The organism is Streptomyces sp. SAS_270, assembly GCF_052543295.1.
The window spans coordinates 105,298-121,683 of sequence record NZ_JBMNDS010000002.1; the positions used below are offsets into that span (position 1 = coordinate 105,298).

Consider the following 16,386-nt stretch of genomic DNA (forward strand, 5'->3'; position numbering starts at 1 on the left):
GGCCCAGGGCCGGAAGACCTGTTACAGGCGGCTCGCCGGCCTCACTCGAAGCGCGCCGCCAGCAGCACCACGTCCTCCTCGCCGCCCGCCTTGTCCAGGCCGTCCGGCAGCACCGTGCGCAGCACGTGGTCGGCGATCGCGTCAGGGTCGCCGCGCAGCGCCCTGGGGACGCCGGCCGCCGCCGCGTGCAGCCGGCTGAAGGCGCGGTCCATGGGGTCGCCGGTGCGGTGCAGCAGGCCGTCGGTGTACAGCAGCACGGTCTCGCCGGGCTCCGCGCACAGTTCGACGCTCGGCGCCTCCCAGCAGGCCAGCATGCCCAGCGGCGCCGACACGGAGGTCTCCACGAACTCCGTGCGCCGCTCGCCGATCACCAGCGGCGGGCTGTGTCCGGCGCCGGCCAGGGTGATCTTGCGCAGGGCGGGCTCGCAGTAGGCGAAGAGGGCGGTCGCGGACCGGGCGGGCTCGGTCAGCCGGAGCAGCAGCTCCAGGTCCGACAGGACGGCGACCGGGTCCTCGCCCTCCATCACGGCGTACGCCCGCAGGGAGGCTCTCAGCCGTCCCATCGCGGCGACCGCGCTGGGCCCCGCCCCGGTGACCGAGCCGACCGCGAGGCCGAGCGCGGCGTCGGGCAGCGGCAGCGCGTCGTACCAGTCGCCGCCGCCGCGCGGACCCGTGCGGTGCCGGGCGGCGAGCTGGACGCCGGCGACCCGGGGCAGCCGCGGGGGCAGCAGCTCCTCGGAGATGGTCGCCATGCACGCGCGCGTGCGCTCCAGTTCCACCAGCCGTGCCAGGTGCTCGGTCGCGTACCGGGCGTAGAGGCCGACGAGATGGCGCTGGCGCTCCACCGGTTCGGCGGGCTCGTCGTAGAGCCATACGGCCGCACCGAGGCGGCCCGCCGCCGGCGTGGACAGGGGGAGCGCGTAGCTCGCCGCGTAGCCGAGCCGGGCGGCCACCTCGCGGTGGCGGGGGTCGAGCCCGTCCTCGGCGAACAGGTCGGGCCGGGCGATCTCGGCGTCGCCACCGGGCAGCCCGGCCGGTGTGTCGAGGAGCTTGCCGTACGACATGGAGCTGCGCGGCACGGTCTCGATGTGACCGAGATCGGCCCGGCCCAGGCCCAGGCCGATGGTGGTGTCGGGACCGAGTCCGTCGGCCGGCTCCAGGACGACGAGGCCGCGCCGGGCGCCCACGAGGGCGGCTCCGGCGCGCAGCACTTCCTGGAGTGCGTCGTCCAGTGCTGCGGTGCGCGCAAGACGTTCGGTGAGTTCGTGGAGCGTGGTGAGATCGGAGACCCAGCCTGCGAGTCGGTCCTGGAGAACGGCACCCGGGCCGATGGAAGAGGTGGCCGAAGGGGTACCCGTGACAGATGGCGTCGGCGCGACAGTGTGTGCGGGCGCGGGGACCGTTGAATCGATTCCGGCCACTTTCGGAAGGTGAGGCGCACTCATGGCGTCCGGCTTTCCGACCGGTGCGTATTGCTCAATAGCATCGCAAACCCCCATGTCGTTCTGCGCCGCTAGCGGTGTCTCCACATGTACACGCACTCGTGAGGGGATGTCCAGCATTGTCCTGCTGGGATTCCTGGTGTCCATGGGCCACTTGCGGAAATGCAAAGTTGGCTTAAAACTGACTCGGGTAACGGCTTATTGCGGTCGACTGGCCTTGCTCGACGGAGCGTCACAGCGGTCGTGATGGGTACGTACTCGGTGAAGGCCAGGGGTGGTCGAGATCCACCCGGGAACCTGGCAACGGACCCGGGCGTCTTAACCACCGACGACCGTGCCCCATCCTCCCGTGGCGGAGGCGGAGAGAAATACGCGGGACGCGAAACGCCAGACTCCGCCACCCCGCGCCATGCCCATGCTTGTGCCAGACGCGGTATGGACGCGGACGCAGCCAGACGCTCGGCCCATAGGGGTTCCCCTTGTCTCCAGCAGGGGTGTGATGCGCCAGTAGGTACGCACAGTGAAGTGATCGACACATGGTGTGATGGTCCACAGTGTTGCCAGGCGTGCAACGGAAAGGAACGAGCGCTCATGCGCGAGATCCTCGGAAGGCGACGCAGGCTCCTGTCCAGGCGAAACAACGGGAGGCCTGAGATGCTCAGCGCGGCCCTGACCTTCGCGACCGAATGGCAGTGGCCCGTACTCCCGGGTGTGGCTCCGGATCCGCAGGGGCGTGCCCGCTGCGGCTGCCCGGACCCGGAATGCACGGTGCCCGGCGCCCACCCCTTCGACCCCGGCCTCCTCGCCGCGACCACGGACGAGCGCATGGTCCGCTGGTGGTGGACGAACCGGCCGTCGGCACCGATCGTGCTGGCCACCGGAGGCACCGCCCCCTGCGCGGTGAGCCTGCCCGCCCTCGCGGCGGCTCGCGCACTCGTGGCGCTCGACCAGGCGGGCATGCGCCTCGGTCCGGTCGTCGCGACCCCCACGCGCTGGGCGCTGCTCGTGGCGCCGTACTCGATGGAGCAACTGGGCGAGCTGCTCTACGCCCAGGACTTCGTTCCGGGCTCCCTGCGCTTCCACGGGGAAGGCGGCTACATCGCGCTGCCGCCGTCCGAGACGGGCCAGGGACAGATCCGCTGGGAGCGGGCTCCACTGGCCGGCTCGGCCGCTCCGTGGGTGCCCGATGTGGAGGCCGTGGTGGACACCGTGGTCGAAGCTCTCACTCGTACGGGTGTGAGCGCGCCCGAGTTGTAGGGATGTCGGGCGCGCGGTGAACCGGGCGCCCGCCCGGCGTAGTTATCTTCCCTCTCATGCTGCGTCATTCCGGGGCCCGCCCCTCAGACCCCCGAAGGGTCCGTCTGCTCGTGCTCGCGGGCGTCGTGGCGGCCACGGTCGCGCTGCCTCTGGCCGTGGCGTCCGCGGGGCCCGTGGGCGACGGGGGGCCCGCGGCCGTACGCATGCGCGCCGACGGCTCGCTTGCCGATGTCCCGCGGGCTGATGCCTCACGGGTTGACGGCTCGGGCGCCGATGCCTCGGGCGCCGATGACAAGGGCGGTTCCGGCGCTTCTGCGGGCCGCGGCGACGGCGGGGCGCGGGCGTCCGAATCGGGACGCCCCTCCCTGCTGCTCGGCCTCGGTCTGGCCACCGCGGCCGGCTGCGGGCCCGAACTCTCCTCCCCCGACGGCATCGAGGCACAGACCTGTGTCCTGACGCAGGGACGGGACACCTGGGCGCGCACCTACTACCGCAACGCCTCGGGTGAGGAATTGAGTTCCGTGCTGAGCCTCATGAAGCCCGACGGGCGCACCGTGGAGATGCACTGCGTCGTGGACGCGGAGGACGAGCCCGGGGCGTGCGAGACGCCCAGGGAGCGCACGACGGGGGACGCGGGGGCGTACACGGCGGTCGCGGAGTTCGCGAAGAGCGCCGGGAGTGCGCCGCTGATGCTGCGCTCGGGAAGTCGTACGAGTGGCGCGGGCAGCGCGAGTGAAGCGGACAACTCGGCTGATCAGAGCGCTGGTTGAGGCCGGACGGACGGCAGCCGCTGGCCGGACATGGAAAGACCCGGTTGCTGGCGACGGGGGATGCACCAGCAACCGGGCTACTCGAACGGTAACAAGAGATCGGCGGTTCGCAAATTCGATCTCGGCTATTCGGACACGGATTTACCTGTCACAACGGGGAGTTGTGACAGGAGTCACCCACTGTGCGGGGCGCCGGACTGCTGACTGGTCGGTCAGCGCCCCGTCTGTGTGTCAGCTGAGAGTCACCTGTCGATTGGTGAGGCCGCCGCGCGCCCGGCGCTCGTCCGCGGTCAGCGGCGCGTCCGTGGCCAGAGCGGTCGCGAGGCGCTCGGCGAACTCCGCCGCGGGCTTCTCGATGTCCTGGGCCGTGACCCCCGTCGGCAGGTCCCAGACCGGCACCGTGAGCCCGTGCGCACGGAAGGAACCGACCAGTCGGGTGCCCTCGCCGAGGCTTGATCCACCGGCCGCGTGCAGCCGCGCGAGAGCGTCCAGAAGCTGTTCCTCCGGGTGCGGCATGACCCAGCGCAGGTGGTTCTTGTCGGGCGTCTCGCACCAGTACGCGGAGTCCACGCCGGTCAGCTTCACGGTCGGGATGGCCGCGGCGTTGGCCCGCTCCAGGGAAGCGGCCACCTCGGGGCTCGCGTTCTCCGAGTCCGGGACCCAGAACTCGAAGCCCGAGTGCACAACTGGCTCGAACGCGCCTTCGGGGTCGAGCAGATCCTGCAACCGCGGCCCGTCGCCCGTGGCGCGCCGCCCCTCGACCGGCGTACCGGGCTTCGCCGTGAGCGCGCGCTGAAGGGTGTCCGCGAGATCGCGGCTGAGGTCACCGGAAGGCGTGTCGTTCTGCAGCCCGATCAGCACCGAGCCGTCGTCGCGGCGCAGTGCCGGCCACGCCATCGGCAGGACGGTGGCGAGCGTGACCGAGGGGACTCCCTCGGGAAGGCTCTCCCTGAGCTTCAGCTCGACCGTCGCGGCGGGCACCAGCTCGCGCAGCGCGATCCAGTCGCCCTCGCCGGGCAGCCCTTCGAAGGGGCGCTGCACCAGCTCGGTCACGGCGTGCGCGGCGGCGCGGCCGTGGCAGGCCTTGTAGCGGCGGCCGCTGCCGCACGGGCAGGGCTCGCGAGCCCCTACGACCGGGATCTCCCCGTCCTGCAGCTGAGGCCGCTGGGCCTTCGTCTGGGGTCGCTTCTTGGCCATCGTGGGTGTCTCCCGGTTACGGCGCGTCTCGTACGAGCGCGAGCCTAGCCGTTCGTACGACGGCCGACGGGACCCTGTGGACAACGCACCGGGTCGACGCACCGGGTCGACGCACCGAGTCGTCCCCTGTGGGCGGGTCCGCTCAGTCCAGGTCCTCGAAAGCGTCCGCGAAGTCCAGGCCGGGTATCGCGGTGCCGGGCAGCAGTGGCTGCCGTCGCGCGGCCGGGATCGACACGGGGGACGACGAAGCCGAAGCCGATGCCGCCGGGGACGGCGGTGAGGGGGACGGTGACATGACGCGCGTAGCGAAGTCGTCGGCGCCCTGCGCCGCGCTCACGTCGTCCTGCACGACCACCCACACGGTGACCTCGCCACGGGCGTCGTCGCGTACGCCCCAGTCCTTGGCCAGTGCCGTGATGATGTTCAGCCCGCGGCCGCCGTGTGCGGTGACCGAGGGCGTGGCCGGAACCGGACGGGTCGGACCACCGCCGTCCGTCACCTCAAGGGTGAGTCTTCCGGACGGATCGACGCGCCACGCGGCGCGGACGTCACCGTCTCCGGCCAACGCGTCGCCGAGCGGCCGACCGTGCCGACACGCGTTGCTCAGCAGTTCGGAAAGGATCAGTACGGCATCGTCGATGACCGGTTCCGCCACGCCACCGGAGCGCAGCTGATCCCGCATCCGGTGTCTTGCTTCCCCCACGCCCGCAGGGCCATGGGGTACGGCCATGCTCGACGACGTGGGCACCTCCTGTGCCACCACCAACGCCACCCCCGAGACCTCCTTTGCCCCACGCCACGGTGTGGATGCCCCTTTGGACTGGACCGGAAACCGGCCAATCCATGTGTGCTGACGCACTCGTAACGATCGAATACGGAACGAACGCGCCGGTGCACTCCCTGTAATCGGGTGGCTTGATTTCGACGGTGGGGATGGCGGCGGCATGACGCTTGGGCGAGGTGTGGGCGTTGATGCGGGGTTAATGGGCGCGCTGTTGAGTCGTGAACGGTGCGGGGTCAGCGGCCCAGTTGCCGCAGCACCGCGCGCGGGCGGTTGGTGATGATGGCGTCGACGCCCAGCTCAACGCAGAGATCGACGTCCTCCGGCGCGTTCACCGTCCATACGTGCACCTGGTGCCCGGCCCGCTTGAGACGCTCGATGTACCCGGGGTTGCTGCGCACGATCCGCATCGAGGGGCCCGCGATCCGGACACCGGCGGGCAGCCGTCCGTCGCGCAGCCGGGGTGAGACGAACTGCAGCAGATAGACCGTGGGCAAGGTCGGGGACGCGGCCCGGATGCGGTGCAGCGAGCGCGCCGAGAAACTCATGACGCGCACCGGCGACTCGGCGGCGGAGTCGGGGGCGTCCAGGCCGAAGCGCTTCAGGAGGTGCAGCAGCCGCTCCTCGACCTGGCCCGCCCAGCGCGTGGGGTGCTTCGTCTCGATCGCCATCTCCACGCGACGGCCCGCGTCGGCGACGAGTTCGAGCAGTCGCTCCAGGGTGAGTACGGAGGTGTCCTCACGGTCCTCAGGCGCGTACTCCCAGTCGGGGGCCTCGTCGCGGTTCTTCCAGGCGCCGAAGTCCAGTGCCGCGAGGTCGGCGAGCTCCAGGGCGGAGACCGCGCCGCGGCCGTTCGAGGTGCGGTTGACGCGGCGGTCGTGCACACAGACGAGGTGGCCGTCCGCGGTCAGTCGTACATCGCACTCAAGGGCGTCGGCGCCGTCCTCGATCGCCTTCTTGTACGCGGCCAGCGTGTGCTCGGGGGCCTCTTCGGAGGCTCCGCGGTGGGCGACGACCTGAATCGGGTGCTGTCGTGCGTGGGTCACCGCGTCATGGTGCCACCGCGAAGGGGTAGGCGTGCAGGCGGAGGCGTCACGAATGAGTCCGTTTCGCCGGAAAGCTCCGATATAAAGGATCGCCTCGGACCCACAGCTACCGCTTATGGTGCTCTGACGGCCGGTGGGAAAAGCTGACGGCATACAAAAGCACATGCACAGCTGAATCGCGCCGGACCGTCGACAAGCGTGAATGAGCGTGACCGAGTGCGACCGAGAACAACAGCCGTGGATCGAGGAGAAGAGCTGTGAGCACCGAGAACGAGGGCACCGCAGTACCGCCGGCCCCGTCCGCACCTCCTGTGCCGGTGGACACTCCCGCTGCTTCCGCACACGCTGAGGGAACCACTCCGCCCGAGGGGGGCGCGCCGACGACCCCGATCCCGGCGGTGCCTCCGCACGCCCCCGCCGCACCGGAGCAGCAGGCGACTTTCGCGGGACAGCCGGCGTACGCGTCCGCTGCCGGCCAGGGCCCCGAGGCGCAGGATCAGGGTGTGCAGGGTTCGGAGGCGTACGGGCACGGCGCCGGCGCACCGGGTTCCGCCGCGGAGGCGGGCTGGCCGCCCCCGCCGCCCGCCACTCCGTCGTACGCCGACGGGGGCGGGTCCGGGGCCGGCTGGGGCTCCTCCTACCAGCAGGCGGCGCCCGCACCGAAGTCCGGCGGCGGGCGCGGTGGCCTGGTCGCCGCGATCCTGGTCGCCGCGCTGGTCGCGGGCGGCGTGGGTGGCGGCATCGGCTACTCGCTGGCCGACCGCAACGACAACTCGTCCGGTTCGACAACGGTTTCGGCCTCCGACAGCGGCGGCGACGTCAAGCGCGACGCGGGCACGGTCGCGGGCGTGGCCGCCAAGGCACTGCCGAGCACCGTGACCATCGAGGCCGAGAGCAGCAGCGGCGAGGGCGGCACCGGCACCGGGTTCGTCTTCGACAAGCAGGGGCACATCCTCACCAACAACCACGTCGTCGCGGAAGCGGTCGACGGCGGCAAGCTGACGGCGACCTTCCCCAACGGCAAGAAGTACAACGCCGAGGTGGTGGGCCACGCGCAGGGCTACGACGTCGCGGTCATCAAGCTCAAGAACGCGCCGTCGGACCTGAACCCCCTCGCGCTCGGCAACTCCGACAAGGTCGCTGTCGGCGACTCGACGATCGCGATCGGCGCACCGTTCGGCCTGTCCAACACGGTGACCACGGGCATCATCAGCGCCAAGAACCGCCCGGTGGCCTCCAGCGACGGCAGCGCCAGCAGCAAGGCCTCGTACATGAGCGCCCTGCAGACCGACGCCTCGATCAACCCGGGCAACTCGGGCGGTCCGCTCCTGGACGCCCACGGCTCGGTCATCGGCATCAACTCCGCAATCCAGTCCTCCAGCAGCGGCGGTCTGGGCGGCACCAGCCAGTCCGGCTCGATCGGCCTGGGCTTCGCGATCCCGATCAACCAGGCGAAGAGCGTCGCCCAGCAGCTCATCAAGACGGGCAAGCCGGTCTACCCCGTCATCGGCGCGTCGGTCTCTCTGGAAGAGGGCACGGACGGCGCGAAGATCACCGAGCAGGGTGCCGGCAACTCGGACGCCATCACCTCCGGCGGCCCCGCCGACAAGGCCGGCCTCAAGCCCGGCGACGTCATCACCAAGCTCGACGACATGCCGATCGACAGCGGCCCCACCCTCATCGGCGAGATCTGGACCCACCGCCCCGACGACACCGTCAAGCTCACCTACACCCGCGACGGAAAGACCCACACCACCGACGTAACCCTCGGCCAGCGCGAGGGCGACAGCTGACCGGTTAGTCTTGTCCCCGCACCACCCACCCTGCGTGGGCGGCGCGGGGTGGGTTGCCCGAGCGGCCTAAGGGAACGGTCTTGAAAACCGTCGTCGCAGCGATGTGACCGTGGGTTCAAATCCCACACCCACCGCAGTGGTTGAGAGCCTCTGGCCAGTGATATTGGTCGGAGGCTCTCGGTTTGTCCGGTCCTGTGGGCGGTCCCGCGACCGGTCCGGCCCGGCGGCGTGAGGTGCTGTGCGGCCCGCTGACGGTCAGTCGGGTTCTTGGCCTCGGTGTGGTGTCGACATGCGGGCCGCCGAAGCGAGGGTGGAGCGGGCCTCGCGTTCGGTGAGGCCTGTGCGGACGGCGGCTTCGGTGAGGGCGTGGGCGAGTTCGGGGCCGATGCCGTTCTCGTAGGCGCGGCAAGCGGCCCAGAAGAGGCGGGTGTTGCGTTGGCCCTCGTGCGCGGCGAGTACGAACTGCACCAGGCCCTGGCCATGCCGGCCGGTCGCGGAAGGCGCGCGGTGGGGTGTGCGCGCCGGGGGCGTGAGCAGGCGCAGGAGTTCGGGTGGGCAGGGCGCGGGTGCCAGATGCGCTGTTCCCGGAGCCGTGCCGTAGACGCCGTGTTCGGTGCGTGAGCCGGGGCCGACCAGGTAGCCGCCCGCGCCGCGGATGTCGATGCCGGGGGCGAGCCGGCCCGCCGAGTTGGGGACGACCACGTCCGGCGGGCCGCTCAGCCAGACGTGGCGGCCGCCGCTGGGGGTCAGTACGACGACCGTGGCCGGGATCGTGAACAGGTGGCGCAGGGCCAGTTCGCGCAGGGCAGCAGAGGAGTCCGTATCGGATTTGGTGTCGAGGTCGATGCCGATGAGGTGGTGCGGGGGCAGCCCGCAGGCGATGCCGTAACCGGTGGCCCAGGGGGCGGCGGCGAAGAGCTCGCGGATGCGACGGGGATTGGTCGAGGCGTCGTAGACGCCGTGTCCGAAGCGGCCGCATTCGCCATGGCAGGGCGGGGGCGGGGAGCCCGCTTGTTCGAACGGAGGCGCGGGCAGGGGCGAGGGGGCGGCGGAGTCGCGGTGCGGGGAGCGCAGGGCCGGGAGCTTCGTCCGGGACAGCGGAATGACCGCCAGTCCGCGTTCGGCGGCGGACAGTGCGTGGGCCAGGGCCAGGGTCGTGGCCTTCCGGTCGGTGGTGGCCATGACTCCATGTTCGTACGGGTGTTCGAAAAAGGGAAGGGGGTTCGCGGGTGGAGTGACTTCGAGGGGGGGTGAGCGCCGCCTCCGTGCTCAGTGCCGCCCCGGATCGAAGGCGAGCCCGCTCTGTCCTGGCATGCCCACTGGCCGCCCCGAGGTGGGATTGGCCGAAAATGTGCCGAAACGATTCAGCCCGTGCGGCGCTTGGGCTGGGGTCACCTGCTCACGCCTGAGCTGCGGATTTGTCGTCGCGAAGAGGGTTTATCGATATGTCCTCACGCTTCAGGGGGAATGGGTGCTTCCGGGGTGGTTCGCCGGGGATTCGGTGGGCAATTCTGGTCTCGCGACGTTGTGATCAGTACCGAGGCGGTCGGCCAACTGCCTTGGAACAAGCCGTACTTCCGTACCTCCCGGTGCATCGCCGGGGCGTACACCCGGTTCTGGAGGAATTCACATGGCAAGCATCCGTACCGCCCGCGTCCTCGCCGCCGTCGCGGCCCTGCCCCTCGCGGCCGCCCTCTTCACGGGCGTCGCGGCGGCAGACAACGGCGCCTTCGCGGACGACGGATCGAATGCGGGCGTGGCCACCATCAGCGGCAGCGGGGTCGGGCACGACAACAACGGCAACTCGTCCACCACGCAGCAGCAGGCGGTCGGCTCGGGAGCCTCGAACCAGAGCAACACGGCTCAGGTGAACGGCTCCGCGTTCACGGCCATCAACCAGGCGAACGAGAACATCGCCGTGAACTTCACCAACCTCTGGTGAGTCATGGGCCGATGCGCTCCCATCGGCCCTGACGCTCCCGTGCGGGGGGTACTCCGGGAGGTTCTCCGGGGGGTGTGACGCGCCTGCGCGGCGGTACTTCGGTGCCGTCGCGCAGGCGTTTTCTCATGTCCGGGGCGTGGACTGCGCGGCCGTTCGCCGACCTTGACAGGCAACAGAATCTGACGGACAGTCAGAAACCTCGGACAGTCAGGAACCTTTGTCGGTACGAGGTCCGGGAGGGCCGCCGCCGTGTACCTCGCCCCCACCGAACGCCAGCAGCGGCTGCGCGCCGAGCTTCGTACGTACTTCCGGGAGTTGATGCCCGACGGGCCCCCGGCCGCGGACGACTCCGGGCGCCGCCGCGCGTTGCTGCGCCGGATCGGCGCCGACGGGCTGCTCGGACTCGGCTGGCCCGTTGCGTACGGCGGTCAAGGGCGTGGTACGGACGAGCAGTTCGTCTTCTTCGACGAGGCGTACCGGGCCGGGGCGCCGGTGTCCATGGTCACGCTGAACACCGTGGGGCCGACGCTCATGAAGTACGGGAGCGAGGAACAGAAGGACTTCTTTCTGCCGCGCATCCTGAGCGGCGACCTCGTCTTCGCGATCGGGTACTCGGAGCCCTCGGCCGGCACCGACCTCGCCTCCCTGCGCACACGCGCCGTGCGGGACGGAGAAGGGGCGGAGGGCGGCGGCCGGGTGACGGGCGGCCGGGGCGAGGGCGGCCAGGTCGAAGGCGCCCGGGTCGGCGCGGACTGGCTGATCGACGGGCAGAAGATCTTCACCTCCAACGCCCAGAACGCCGACTGGATCTGGCTCGCCTGCCGCACCGCCCCCGACGCGCCCAAACACCGGGGCATCTCGATCCTCCTCGTGCCCACCGACGCACCCGGCTTCTCGTGGACACCGATCGAGACGGTCGGCGGGCTGACGACGACGGCGACGTACTACGACGGGATCCGCGTCCCGGCCTCGAACCTCGTCGGCGAGGAGAACGGCGGCTGGGGGCTCATCACCAACCAGCTCAACCACGAACGGGTCGCTCTCGCCGCGATCGGCATGCAGGCCGAGGAGTTCTACGCGTCAGCCCTGGAGGAGTCGCGATCACCCGATCCGGTGAATGGCCGACGTCGGATCGATGAGCCTTGGGTGCGGTTCCGACTGGCCGAGGTGCATGCCCGGCTGGCGGCATCACGCCTGCTCAGCTGGCGTTTGGTGGGAGACGTGGGCGCCGGCCGACTGGCTCCCGGCGACGCGAGCGGCGTGAAATTCGCGGGAACGGAATCGGCTGTCGCGACGTATCGCATGTGTCGGGAAATTGTCGGAGAGGCGGGATTGATCCGCTCCGGTTCACCGGGGGTGTTCGGGGACGGCGAGCTGGAGCGGATGAACAGGGCGGCGCAGATCAACACGTTCGGGGGCGGGGTGAGCGAGGTGCAGCGGGAGATCGTGGCGACGATGCGGCTCGGGATGACGAGGGGGCGGCGGTGAACGACGGGTTCGTCGTACGGCTGAAGGCGTTCGAAGGGCGGGCCGCCGCCGTCGGGGGCGTGGGCAAGGACCCGGTCAACGAGCCGATGATCCGGCACTGGTGCGAGGCGATGGGTGACACCAGTCCGGCGTACGAGGGGCCGGACGCCATAGCGCCGCCCACCATGCTCCAGGCATGGACGATGGGCGGGCTCGCGGGGCACGGGAGCCGCACGGACGCCTACGAGGAGTTGCTCGGGCTCCTTGACGCCGCCGGGTACACCTCGGTGGTCGCCACCGACTGCGAGCAGGAGTATCTGCGACCGCTGCGGCCCGGCGACGAGATCACCTTCGACGCGGTCATCGAGTCGGTCTCCGAGCGCAAGAGGACGAAACTGGGGACGGGGCACTTCGTCACGACGCGCATGGACGTCCGGGCCGACGGCGTGCTCGCGGGCACCCACCGCTTCCGGATCCTCAAGTACGAGCCGGCTCGGCGAGAACCCCGAGGCCGGGAAGTACCCCAAGGCCGGAGAGAAACCGAGGGCCGGAGAGAAACCGAGGGCCGGAGAGAAACCGAGGGCCGAAGAGGAACCGAAGATCGGAGAGAAACCGAGGGCCGAAGAGGAACCGAAGATCGGAGAGAAGCCGAAGGCCGGAGAGCAACCGAAGATCGGAAGGACCTCAAGAGCCGGCGGCCCCGACCGGTGGTCAACCGGGACAACGCCGGGTTCTGGGAGGGCGTGGGGCGGCACCAGTTGCTGATCCAGCGGTGCGACGGCTGCGGCACGCTGCGGTTTCCCTGGCTGCCGGGGTGCCAGGCATGTGGCTGCCTGGAGTGGGACACGGTCGAGGCGAGCGGGGACGGCACAGTGTACTCGTACGTCGTCATGCACCATCCGCCCTTCCCCGCCTTCACCGCGTCGGACTTCACCGCGCCTGACCATGCCGCTGACTCGCCGGGCGGCCCCTACGCGGTCGTCCTGGTCGAGCTGGCCGAGAGTGTGCGGATCGTGAGCAACGTGGTGGGTGTGCCGTACGACAAGGTGCGGATCGGGATGTCGGTGCGGCTCGAATTCCGTCGGTACGACGAGGAGTTGGAGCTTCCGGTCTTCCACGCCGTGGAGGGGGACGGAGGCTGACATGGACTTCACGCCCACGGAGGAGCAGGCGGCCGCCCGTGAGCTGGCCGCGCGGATCTTCGGCGACCTCTCCACGCACGAACGGCTCGCCGCCGCAGGAACCGGGAGCGACGCCGAGCTGTGGAAGGCGCTCTGTGCGGCCGGGCTCGTGACGGCCGTGGAGGAGACGGGACTCCTCGGACTGGTGCTCCTCCTGGAGGAGCAGGGGCGCACCACGGCGCAAGTGCCGTTCGCGGTGAGTTGTGTGTACGGGTTGCTGGCCGTGTCGGCCCATGGTTCGCCGGAGCAGCGGGAGCGGCTGCTGCCTGGGATCGGGGACGGGACGGTCGTGGTGAGCGGGGCGTTGCCCGACCACGGGGGCGTACGGGCGCACGGGGAGAGCGAGTTGACCGGTACGGCTGCGGTGGTGCCCTGGTTGCGGGACGCCACGCACGTCCTCGTGGCCGATGAGCGGAAGAGGTTGTGGCTGGTCGGAGCCGCCGACGCGGCGTGCGAACCGGTCGAGACGACGGCGCCCTGGTCGGCGGGGCGGCTGAAGCTCGACGGGACCTCGGCCGAGCCGCTTGGCGGGGCGTCAACCGAGCGGCTCGACGGGGCATCCGCCGAGCGGGCCGGCCGGGCGAGCCTCCGTGGCAGCGGGCCGTCCGCGGTCTACGACGACGTGCTGGCCACCGCCCGGACCGCCTTCGCGGGGCTGCAGGCCGGGGTGTGCGCGGGATCGCTGGCGAGAGCGGTGGAGCACACCAACACGCGCGAGCAGTTCGGGCGTCCTCTGGCGGCCAAGCAGGGCGTTCAACTCCGGGCAGCCGACGCGTACATGGACACCGAGGCGATACGGGTGACGGCGTACGAGGCGGCCTGGAGGCGCGACGAGGGGCTGCCGTACGCCACGCACGCGCTGACCGCTGCCTGGTGGGCGTCCGAGGCGGGGCAGCGCGTCGTGCACGCGGGCCAGCATCTGCACGGTGGGACGGGGGCCGACCTGGAGCACCCCGTGCACCGGCACTTCCTGTGGGGGCGGCAACTGGACGCGTATCTGGGATGTGGGAGCGAAGTGCTCCAGGAACTGGGGGAGTTGATCGCGCATGGGGAGGGAGAGGCATGAGGGCCGGTGAGGAGCTGCCGCCGCTGGAGATCGAGATCACACGCACGCTGATCGTCGCCGGGGCGATCGCGTCCCGCGACTACCAGGACGTGCACCACGACGCGGAGCTGGCACGTCAGAAGGGAGCACCGGACATCTTCATGAACATCCTGACCACGAACGGCCTGGTCGGGCGGTACATCACCGATCACTTCGGGTCGGCCGCCGTACTGCGGAAGGTGGCCATCCGGCTCGGGGCGCCCAACTATCCGGGAGACACGATGGTGTTGAAGGGCACGGTCGAGGAGGTCAAGGGCGACACGGCGACGGTCAGGGTGGTCGGAGCGAACGGCATCGGCAGACATGTCACGGGCACGGTGACGGTCACTGTCCCTGAGGCCCATCCGGGTGCGGGCGCGGTGCGCGCCTCCGACCCGGGTGCGGGTGCGACCCCCGGCGCTTCGGGAGGCGGGCTGTGAGCGTACGGACGCGGGACAGCCTCGGCGGGCGTGCGGCGATCGTCGGGATCGGGGCCACCGAGTTCTCCAAGGACTCGGGGCGCAGTGAGCTGCGGCTCGCCGTGGAGGCGGTGCGGGCCGCGCTCGACGACGCCGGGCTGACGCCGGCCGATGTGGACGGCATGGTGACATTCACGATGGACACCAGCCCGGAGATCACCGTCGCCCAGGCGGCCGGAATCGGGGAGCTGTCCTTCTTCTCGCGGGTCCACTACGGCGGCGGGGCGGCCTGCGCGACCGTGCAGCAGGCGGCGCTTGCGGTGGCGAGCGGGGTGGCCGAGGTGGTGGTCTGCTATCGGGCGTTCAACGAGCGGTCGGGACGCAGGTTCGGCTCCGGGATGCAGCAGCGCGAGCCGTCGGCCGAGGGCGCGGCGCTCGGCTGGTCGCTGCCGTTCGGGCTGCTGACACCCGCGTCCTGGGTGGCGATGGCGGCCCAGCGGTATCTGCACACATACGGTCTGACGCCCGAGGCGTTCGGGCACGTCGCCGTGGTGGACCGGAAGTACGCGGCGACGAACCCCGCGGCGTACTTCCACGGCAGACCGATCACGCTCGCCGAGCACGCCGCCTCGCGGTGGATCGTCGAGCCGTTGCGGCTGCTGGACTGCTGCCAGGAGACCGACGGCGGGCAGGCGCTGGTCGTGACGTCCGTGGAGCGGGCCCGAGAGCTGCCGCGTCCGCCCGCGGTGATCGCCGCGGCCGCGCAGGGTGCGGGCCGCGCCCAGGAGCAGATGACGAGCTACTACCGGGACGACCTGACCGGGCTCCCGGAGATGGGTGTGGTGGCCCGCCAACTGTGGCGGACAGCCGGGCTGACCCCGGCGGACATCGACGTGGCGATCCTCTACGACCACTTCACGCCGTTCGTGCTGATGCAGCTGGAGGAGTTCGGGTTCTGCAAGCCGGGGGAGGCCGCGGACTTCGTCGCCGAGGAGCGGCTGCCGCTCAACACCCACGGCGGACAGCTCGGGGAGGCCTATCTGCACGGGATGAACGGGATCGCGGAGGCGGTACGGCAACTGCGTGGCACGTCGGTGAACCAGATACCGGGAGCCCACCGCACCCTGGTCACCGCCGGGACCGGGGTCCCCACCTCAGGGCTGGTCCTGGGGGCGGACGGCTGAGTGGTGCATGCCAGGGGCGTGCGGACAGGGGACCGGGGTACTGCGGCGGAAGTCGTCTCTCAGGGGTGAACCCTCAGAGGGCCGGGGCTGCTCATCCACCTTCAGGAGGTGGGGTCAGCCCCCCTCGTACAACCTGAGGCGGACACCGCTTCGGGACCTGCGGCCGATCCGCAGGAACGGGGGTCACTTCTAGCGTGGAGCCATGACCACACCCGTCTGCACCAGCGCTTCGAACGCCGCCACACGAAGGGCGGGGACCCATGCGATGGCGTCTCACCCGGCGTACCCGTCGTTCGCGTCGTACGTGAAGGCACGGCAGCCGGTGCTGCTGCGTACCGCCAGGTCGCTGACCGCGAACCCGTGCGACGCGGAGGACCTGCTGCAGACGGCGCTCACCAAGACCTATGTTGCCTGGGACCGGATCGAGGACCACCGGGCGCTCGACGGCTATGTCCGGCGGGCCCTGCTGAACACGCGGACGTCGCAGTGGCGCAAGCGCAAGGTCGACGAGTTCGCGTGCGAGGAGCTGCCGGAGCCCGAGGGGCTGCCCGCCGGCGACCCCGCCGAGCAGCAGGCGCTGCACGATGCGATGTGGCGCGCGATCATGAAACTGCCCGCGCGGCAGCGGGCGATGGTGGTGCTGCGGTACTACGAGGACCTGAGCGAGGTACAGACGGCCGAAGTGCTCGGCGTCTCCGTCGGCACGGTCAAGTCCGCGGTGTCGCGAGCACTCGGCAAGCTGCGCGAGGACCCCGAGCTGAGCCCGGTCCGCTAGGAGCCGCGGCACCCGCAGCCTCCGGGATCGCTGCCTGTTGCCGGTGTT

At 70.7% G+C, this 16,386-nt stretch carries 15 protein-coding genes and 1 tRNA gene; 11 read left to right on the forward strand and 5 right to left on the reverse strand.

All coding sequences use genetic code 11. The features are described from left to right. Positions 1 to 41 precede the first annotated feature (41 nt). Entirely contained in the window at positions 42 to 1,562 is a 1,521-nt protein-coding gene (locus ACN6LB_RS01900) for a PP2C family protein-serine/threonine phosphatase (RefSeq protein WP_356132459.1), read from the reverse strand. A gap of 471 nt (positions 1,563 to 2,033) precedes the next feature. Here ACN6LB_RS01900 and ACN6LB_RS01905 point away from each other — a divergent pair, with 471 nt between their 5' ends. Both ACN6LB_RS01905 and ACN6LB_RS01910 read left to right on the forward strand, forming a co-directional pair. Further along, complete coding sequence (locus ACN6LB_RS01905) at positions 2,034 to 2,699, forward strand: bifunctional DNA primase/polymerase (protein WP_445024255.1); 666 nt, start codon at positions 2,034 to 2,036, stop codon at positions 2,697 to 2,699. Between the two features lie 56 nt (positions 2,700 to 2,755). Beyond that, positions 2,756 to 3,469, forward strand: coding sequence for a hypothetical protein (locus tag ACN6LB_RS01910; protein ID WP_445024256.1), 714 nt, complete (start codon positions 2,756 to 2,758; stop codon positions 3,467 to 3,469). Positions 3,470 to 3,700: 231 nt separating this feature from the next. On the opposite strand, the gene ACN6LB_RS01915 is transcribed toward ACN6LB_RS01910, so the two are convergent. The 3 genes from ACN6LB_RS01915 to ACN6LB_RS01925 all read right to left on the reverse strand — a co-directional run bounded on the left by ACN6LB_RS01915 (position 3,701) and on the right by ACN6LB_RS01925 (position 6,493). Then, complete coding sequence (locus tag ACN6LB_RS01915) at positions 3,701 to 4,666, reverse strand: DUF5926 family protein (RefSeq protein ID WP_356132189.1); 966 nt, start codon at positions 4,664 to 4,666, stop codon at positions 3,701 to 3,703. A 142-nt stretch (positions 4,667 to 4,808) separates the two neighbouring features. After that, positions 4,809 to 5,525 carry an ATP-binding protein gene (locus tag ACN6LB_RS01920; RefSeq protein ID WP_445024257.1) on the reverse strand — a complete coding sequence of 239 codons (717 nt, stop codon included), beginning with the start codon at positions 5,523 to 5,525 and terminating at the stop codon, positions 4,809 to 4,811. Positions 5,526 to 5,683: 158 nt separating this feature from the next. Continuing rightward, positions 5,684 to 6,493 (reverse strand): glycerophosphodiester phosphodiesterase, encoded by an 810-nt coding sequence (locus ACN6LB_RS01925; RefSeq protein WP_356132197.1) that lies wholly within the window; start codon positions 6,491 to 6,493, stop codon positions 5,684 to 5,686. A gap of 257 nt (positions 6,494 to 6,750) precedes the next feature. Here ACN6LB_RS01925 and ACN6LB_RS01930 point away from each other — a divergent pair, with 257 nt between their 5' ends. Both ACN6LB_RS01930 and ACN6LB_RS01935 read left to right on the forward strand, forming a co-directional pair. Then, entirely contained in the window at positions 6,751 to 8,286 is a 1,536-nt protein-coding gene (locus tag ACN6LB_RS01930; protein WP_445024258.1) for a S1C family serine protease, read from the forward strand. 47 nt (positions 8,287 to 8,333) lie between these two features. Further along, positions 8,334 to 8,420 (forward strand) — tRNA-Ser (locus ACN6LB_RS01935). Positions 8,421 to 8,541: 121 nt separating this feature from the next. Here ACN6LB_RS01935 and ACN6LB_RS01940 read toward each other — a convergent pair. After that, on the reverse strand, positions 8,542 to 9,468 hold the full coding sequence (locus ACN6LB_RS01940) for a bifunctional DNA primase/polymerase (protein WP_445024259.1): 927 nt from the start codon (positions 9,466 to 9,468) through the stop codon (positions 8,542 to 8,544). A gap of 448 nt (positions 9,469 to 9,916) precedes the next feature. Here ACN6LB_RS01940 and ACN6LB_RS01945 point away from each other — a divergent pair, with 448 nt between their 5' ends. From ACN6LB_RS01945 to ACN6LB_RS01975, 7 genes are all read left to right on the forward strand, one after another. After that, positions 9,917 to 10,228 carry a hypothetical protein gene (locus ACN6LB_RS01945; RefSeq protein WP_356132215.1) on the forward strand — a complete coding sequence of 104 codons (312 nt, stop codon included), beginning with the start codon at positions 9,917 to 9,919 and terminating at the stop codon, positions 10,226 to 10,228. 249 nt (positions 10,229 to 10,477) lie between these two features. Beyond that, positions 10,478 to 11,716 carry an acyl-CoA dehydrogenase family protein gene (locus ACN6LB_RS01950; protein ID WP_445024260.1) on the forward strand — a complete coding sequence of 413 codons (1,239 nt, stop codon included), beginning with the start codon at positions 10,478 to 10,480 and terminating at the stop codon, positions 11,714 to 11,716. Next, complete coding sequence (locus ACN6LB_RS01955) at positions 11,713 to 12,837, forward strand: OB-fold domain-containing protein (protein ID WP_445024261.1); 1,125 nt, start codon at positions 11,713 to 11,715, stop codon at positions 12,835 to 12,837. The genes ACN6LB_RS01950 and ACN6LB_RS01955 overlap by 4 nt, the downstream gene beginning before the upstream one ends. A 1-nt stretch (position 12,838) precedes the next feature. Beyond that, positions 12,839 to 13,942, forward strand: coding sequence for an acyl-CoA dehydrogenase family protein (locus tag ACN6LB_RS01960; RefSeq protein ID WP_445024262.1), 1,104 nt, complete (start codon positions 12,839 to 12,841; stop codon positions 13,940 to 13,942). Next, positions 13,939 to 14,400 carry a MaoC family dehydratase gene (locus ACN6LB_RS01965; protein WP_445024263.1) on the forward strand — a complete coding sequence of 154 codons (462 nt, stop codon included), beginning with the start codon at positions 13,939 to 13,941 and terminating at the stop codon, positions 14,398 to 14,400. The genes ACN6LB_RS01960 and ACN6LB_RS01965 overlap by 4 nt, the downstream gene beginning before the upstream one ends. After that, entirely contained in the window at positions 14,397 to 15,563 is a 1,167-nt protein-coding gene (locus ACN6LB_RS01970; protein WP_445024264.1) for a lipid-transfer protein, read from the forward strand. The genes ACN6LB_RS01965 and ACN6LB_RS01970 overlap by 4 nt, the downstream gene beginning before the upstream one ends. A 202-nt stretch (positions 15,564 to 15,765) precedes the next feature. Continuing rightward, positions 15,766 to 16,338, forward strand: a complete 573-nt coding sequence (locus ACN6LB_RS01975; protein ID WP_356132230.1) for a SigE family RNA polymerase sigma factor — start codon at positions 15,766 to 15,768, stop codon at positions 16,336 to 16,338. Positions 16,339 to 16,386: the final 48 nt, after the last annotated feature.

What these genes read in the sequence shown, in the direction of transcription:
- ACN6LB_RS01940 (WP_445024259.1), bottom strand. Translation starts at nt 9,468, where the DNA reads ATGGCCACCACCGACCGGAAGGCCACGACCCTGGCCCTGGCCCACGCA.
- ACN6LB_RS01905 (WP_445024255.1), top strand. Translation starts at nt 2,034, where the DNA reads ATGCGCGAGATCCTCGGAAGGCGACGCAGGCTCCTGTCCAGGCGAAAC.
- ACN6LB_RS01900 (WP_356132459.1), bottom strand. Translation starts at nt 1,562, where the DNA reads ATGCTGGACATCCCCTCACGAGTGCGTGTACATGTGGAGACACCGCTA.
- ACN6LB_RS01960 (WP_445024262.1), top strand. Translation starts at nt 12,839, where the DNA reads ATGGACTTCACGCCCACGGAGGAGCAGGCGGCCGCCCGTGAGCTGGCC.
- ACN6LB_RS01945 (WP_356132215.1), top strand. Translation starts at nt 9,917, where the DNA reads ATGGCAAGCATCCGTACCGCCCGCGTCCTCGCCGCCGTCGCGGCCCTG.
- ACN6LB_RS01975 (WP_356132230.1), top strand. Translation starts at nt 15,766, where the DNA reads ATGACCACACCCGTCTGCACCAGCGCTTCGAACGCCGCCACACGAAGG.
- ACN6LB_RS01965 (WP_445024263.1), top strand. Translation starts at nt 13,939, where the DNA reads ATGAGGGCCGGTGAGGAGCTGCCGCCGCTGGAGATCGAGATCACACGC.
- ACN6LB_RS01915 (WP_356132189.1), bottom strand. Translation starts at nt 4,666, where the DNA reads ATGGCCAAGAAGCGACCCCAGACGAAGGCCCAGCGGCCTCAGCTGCAG.
- ACN6LB_RS01910 (WP_445024256.1), top strand. Translation starts at nt 2,756, where the DNA reads ATGCTGCGTCATTCCGGGGCCCGCCCCTCAGACCCCCGAAGGGTCCGT.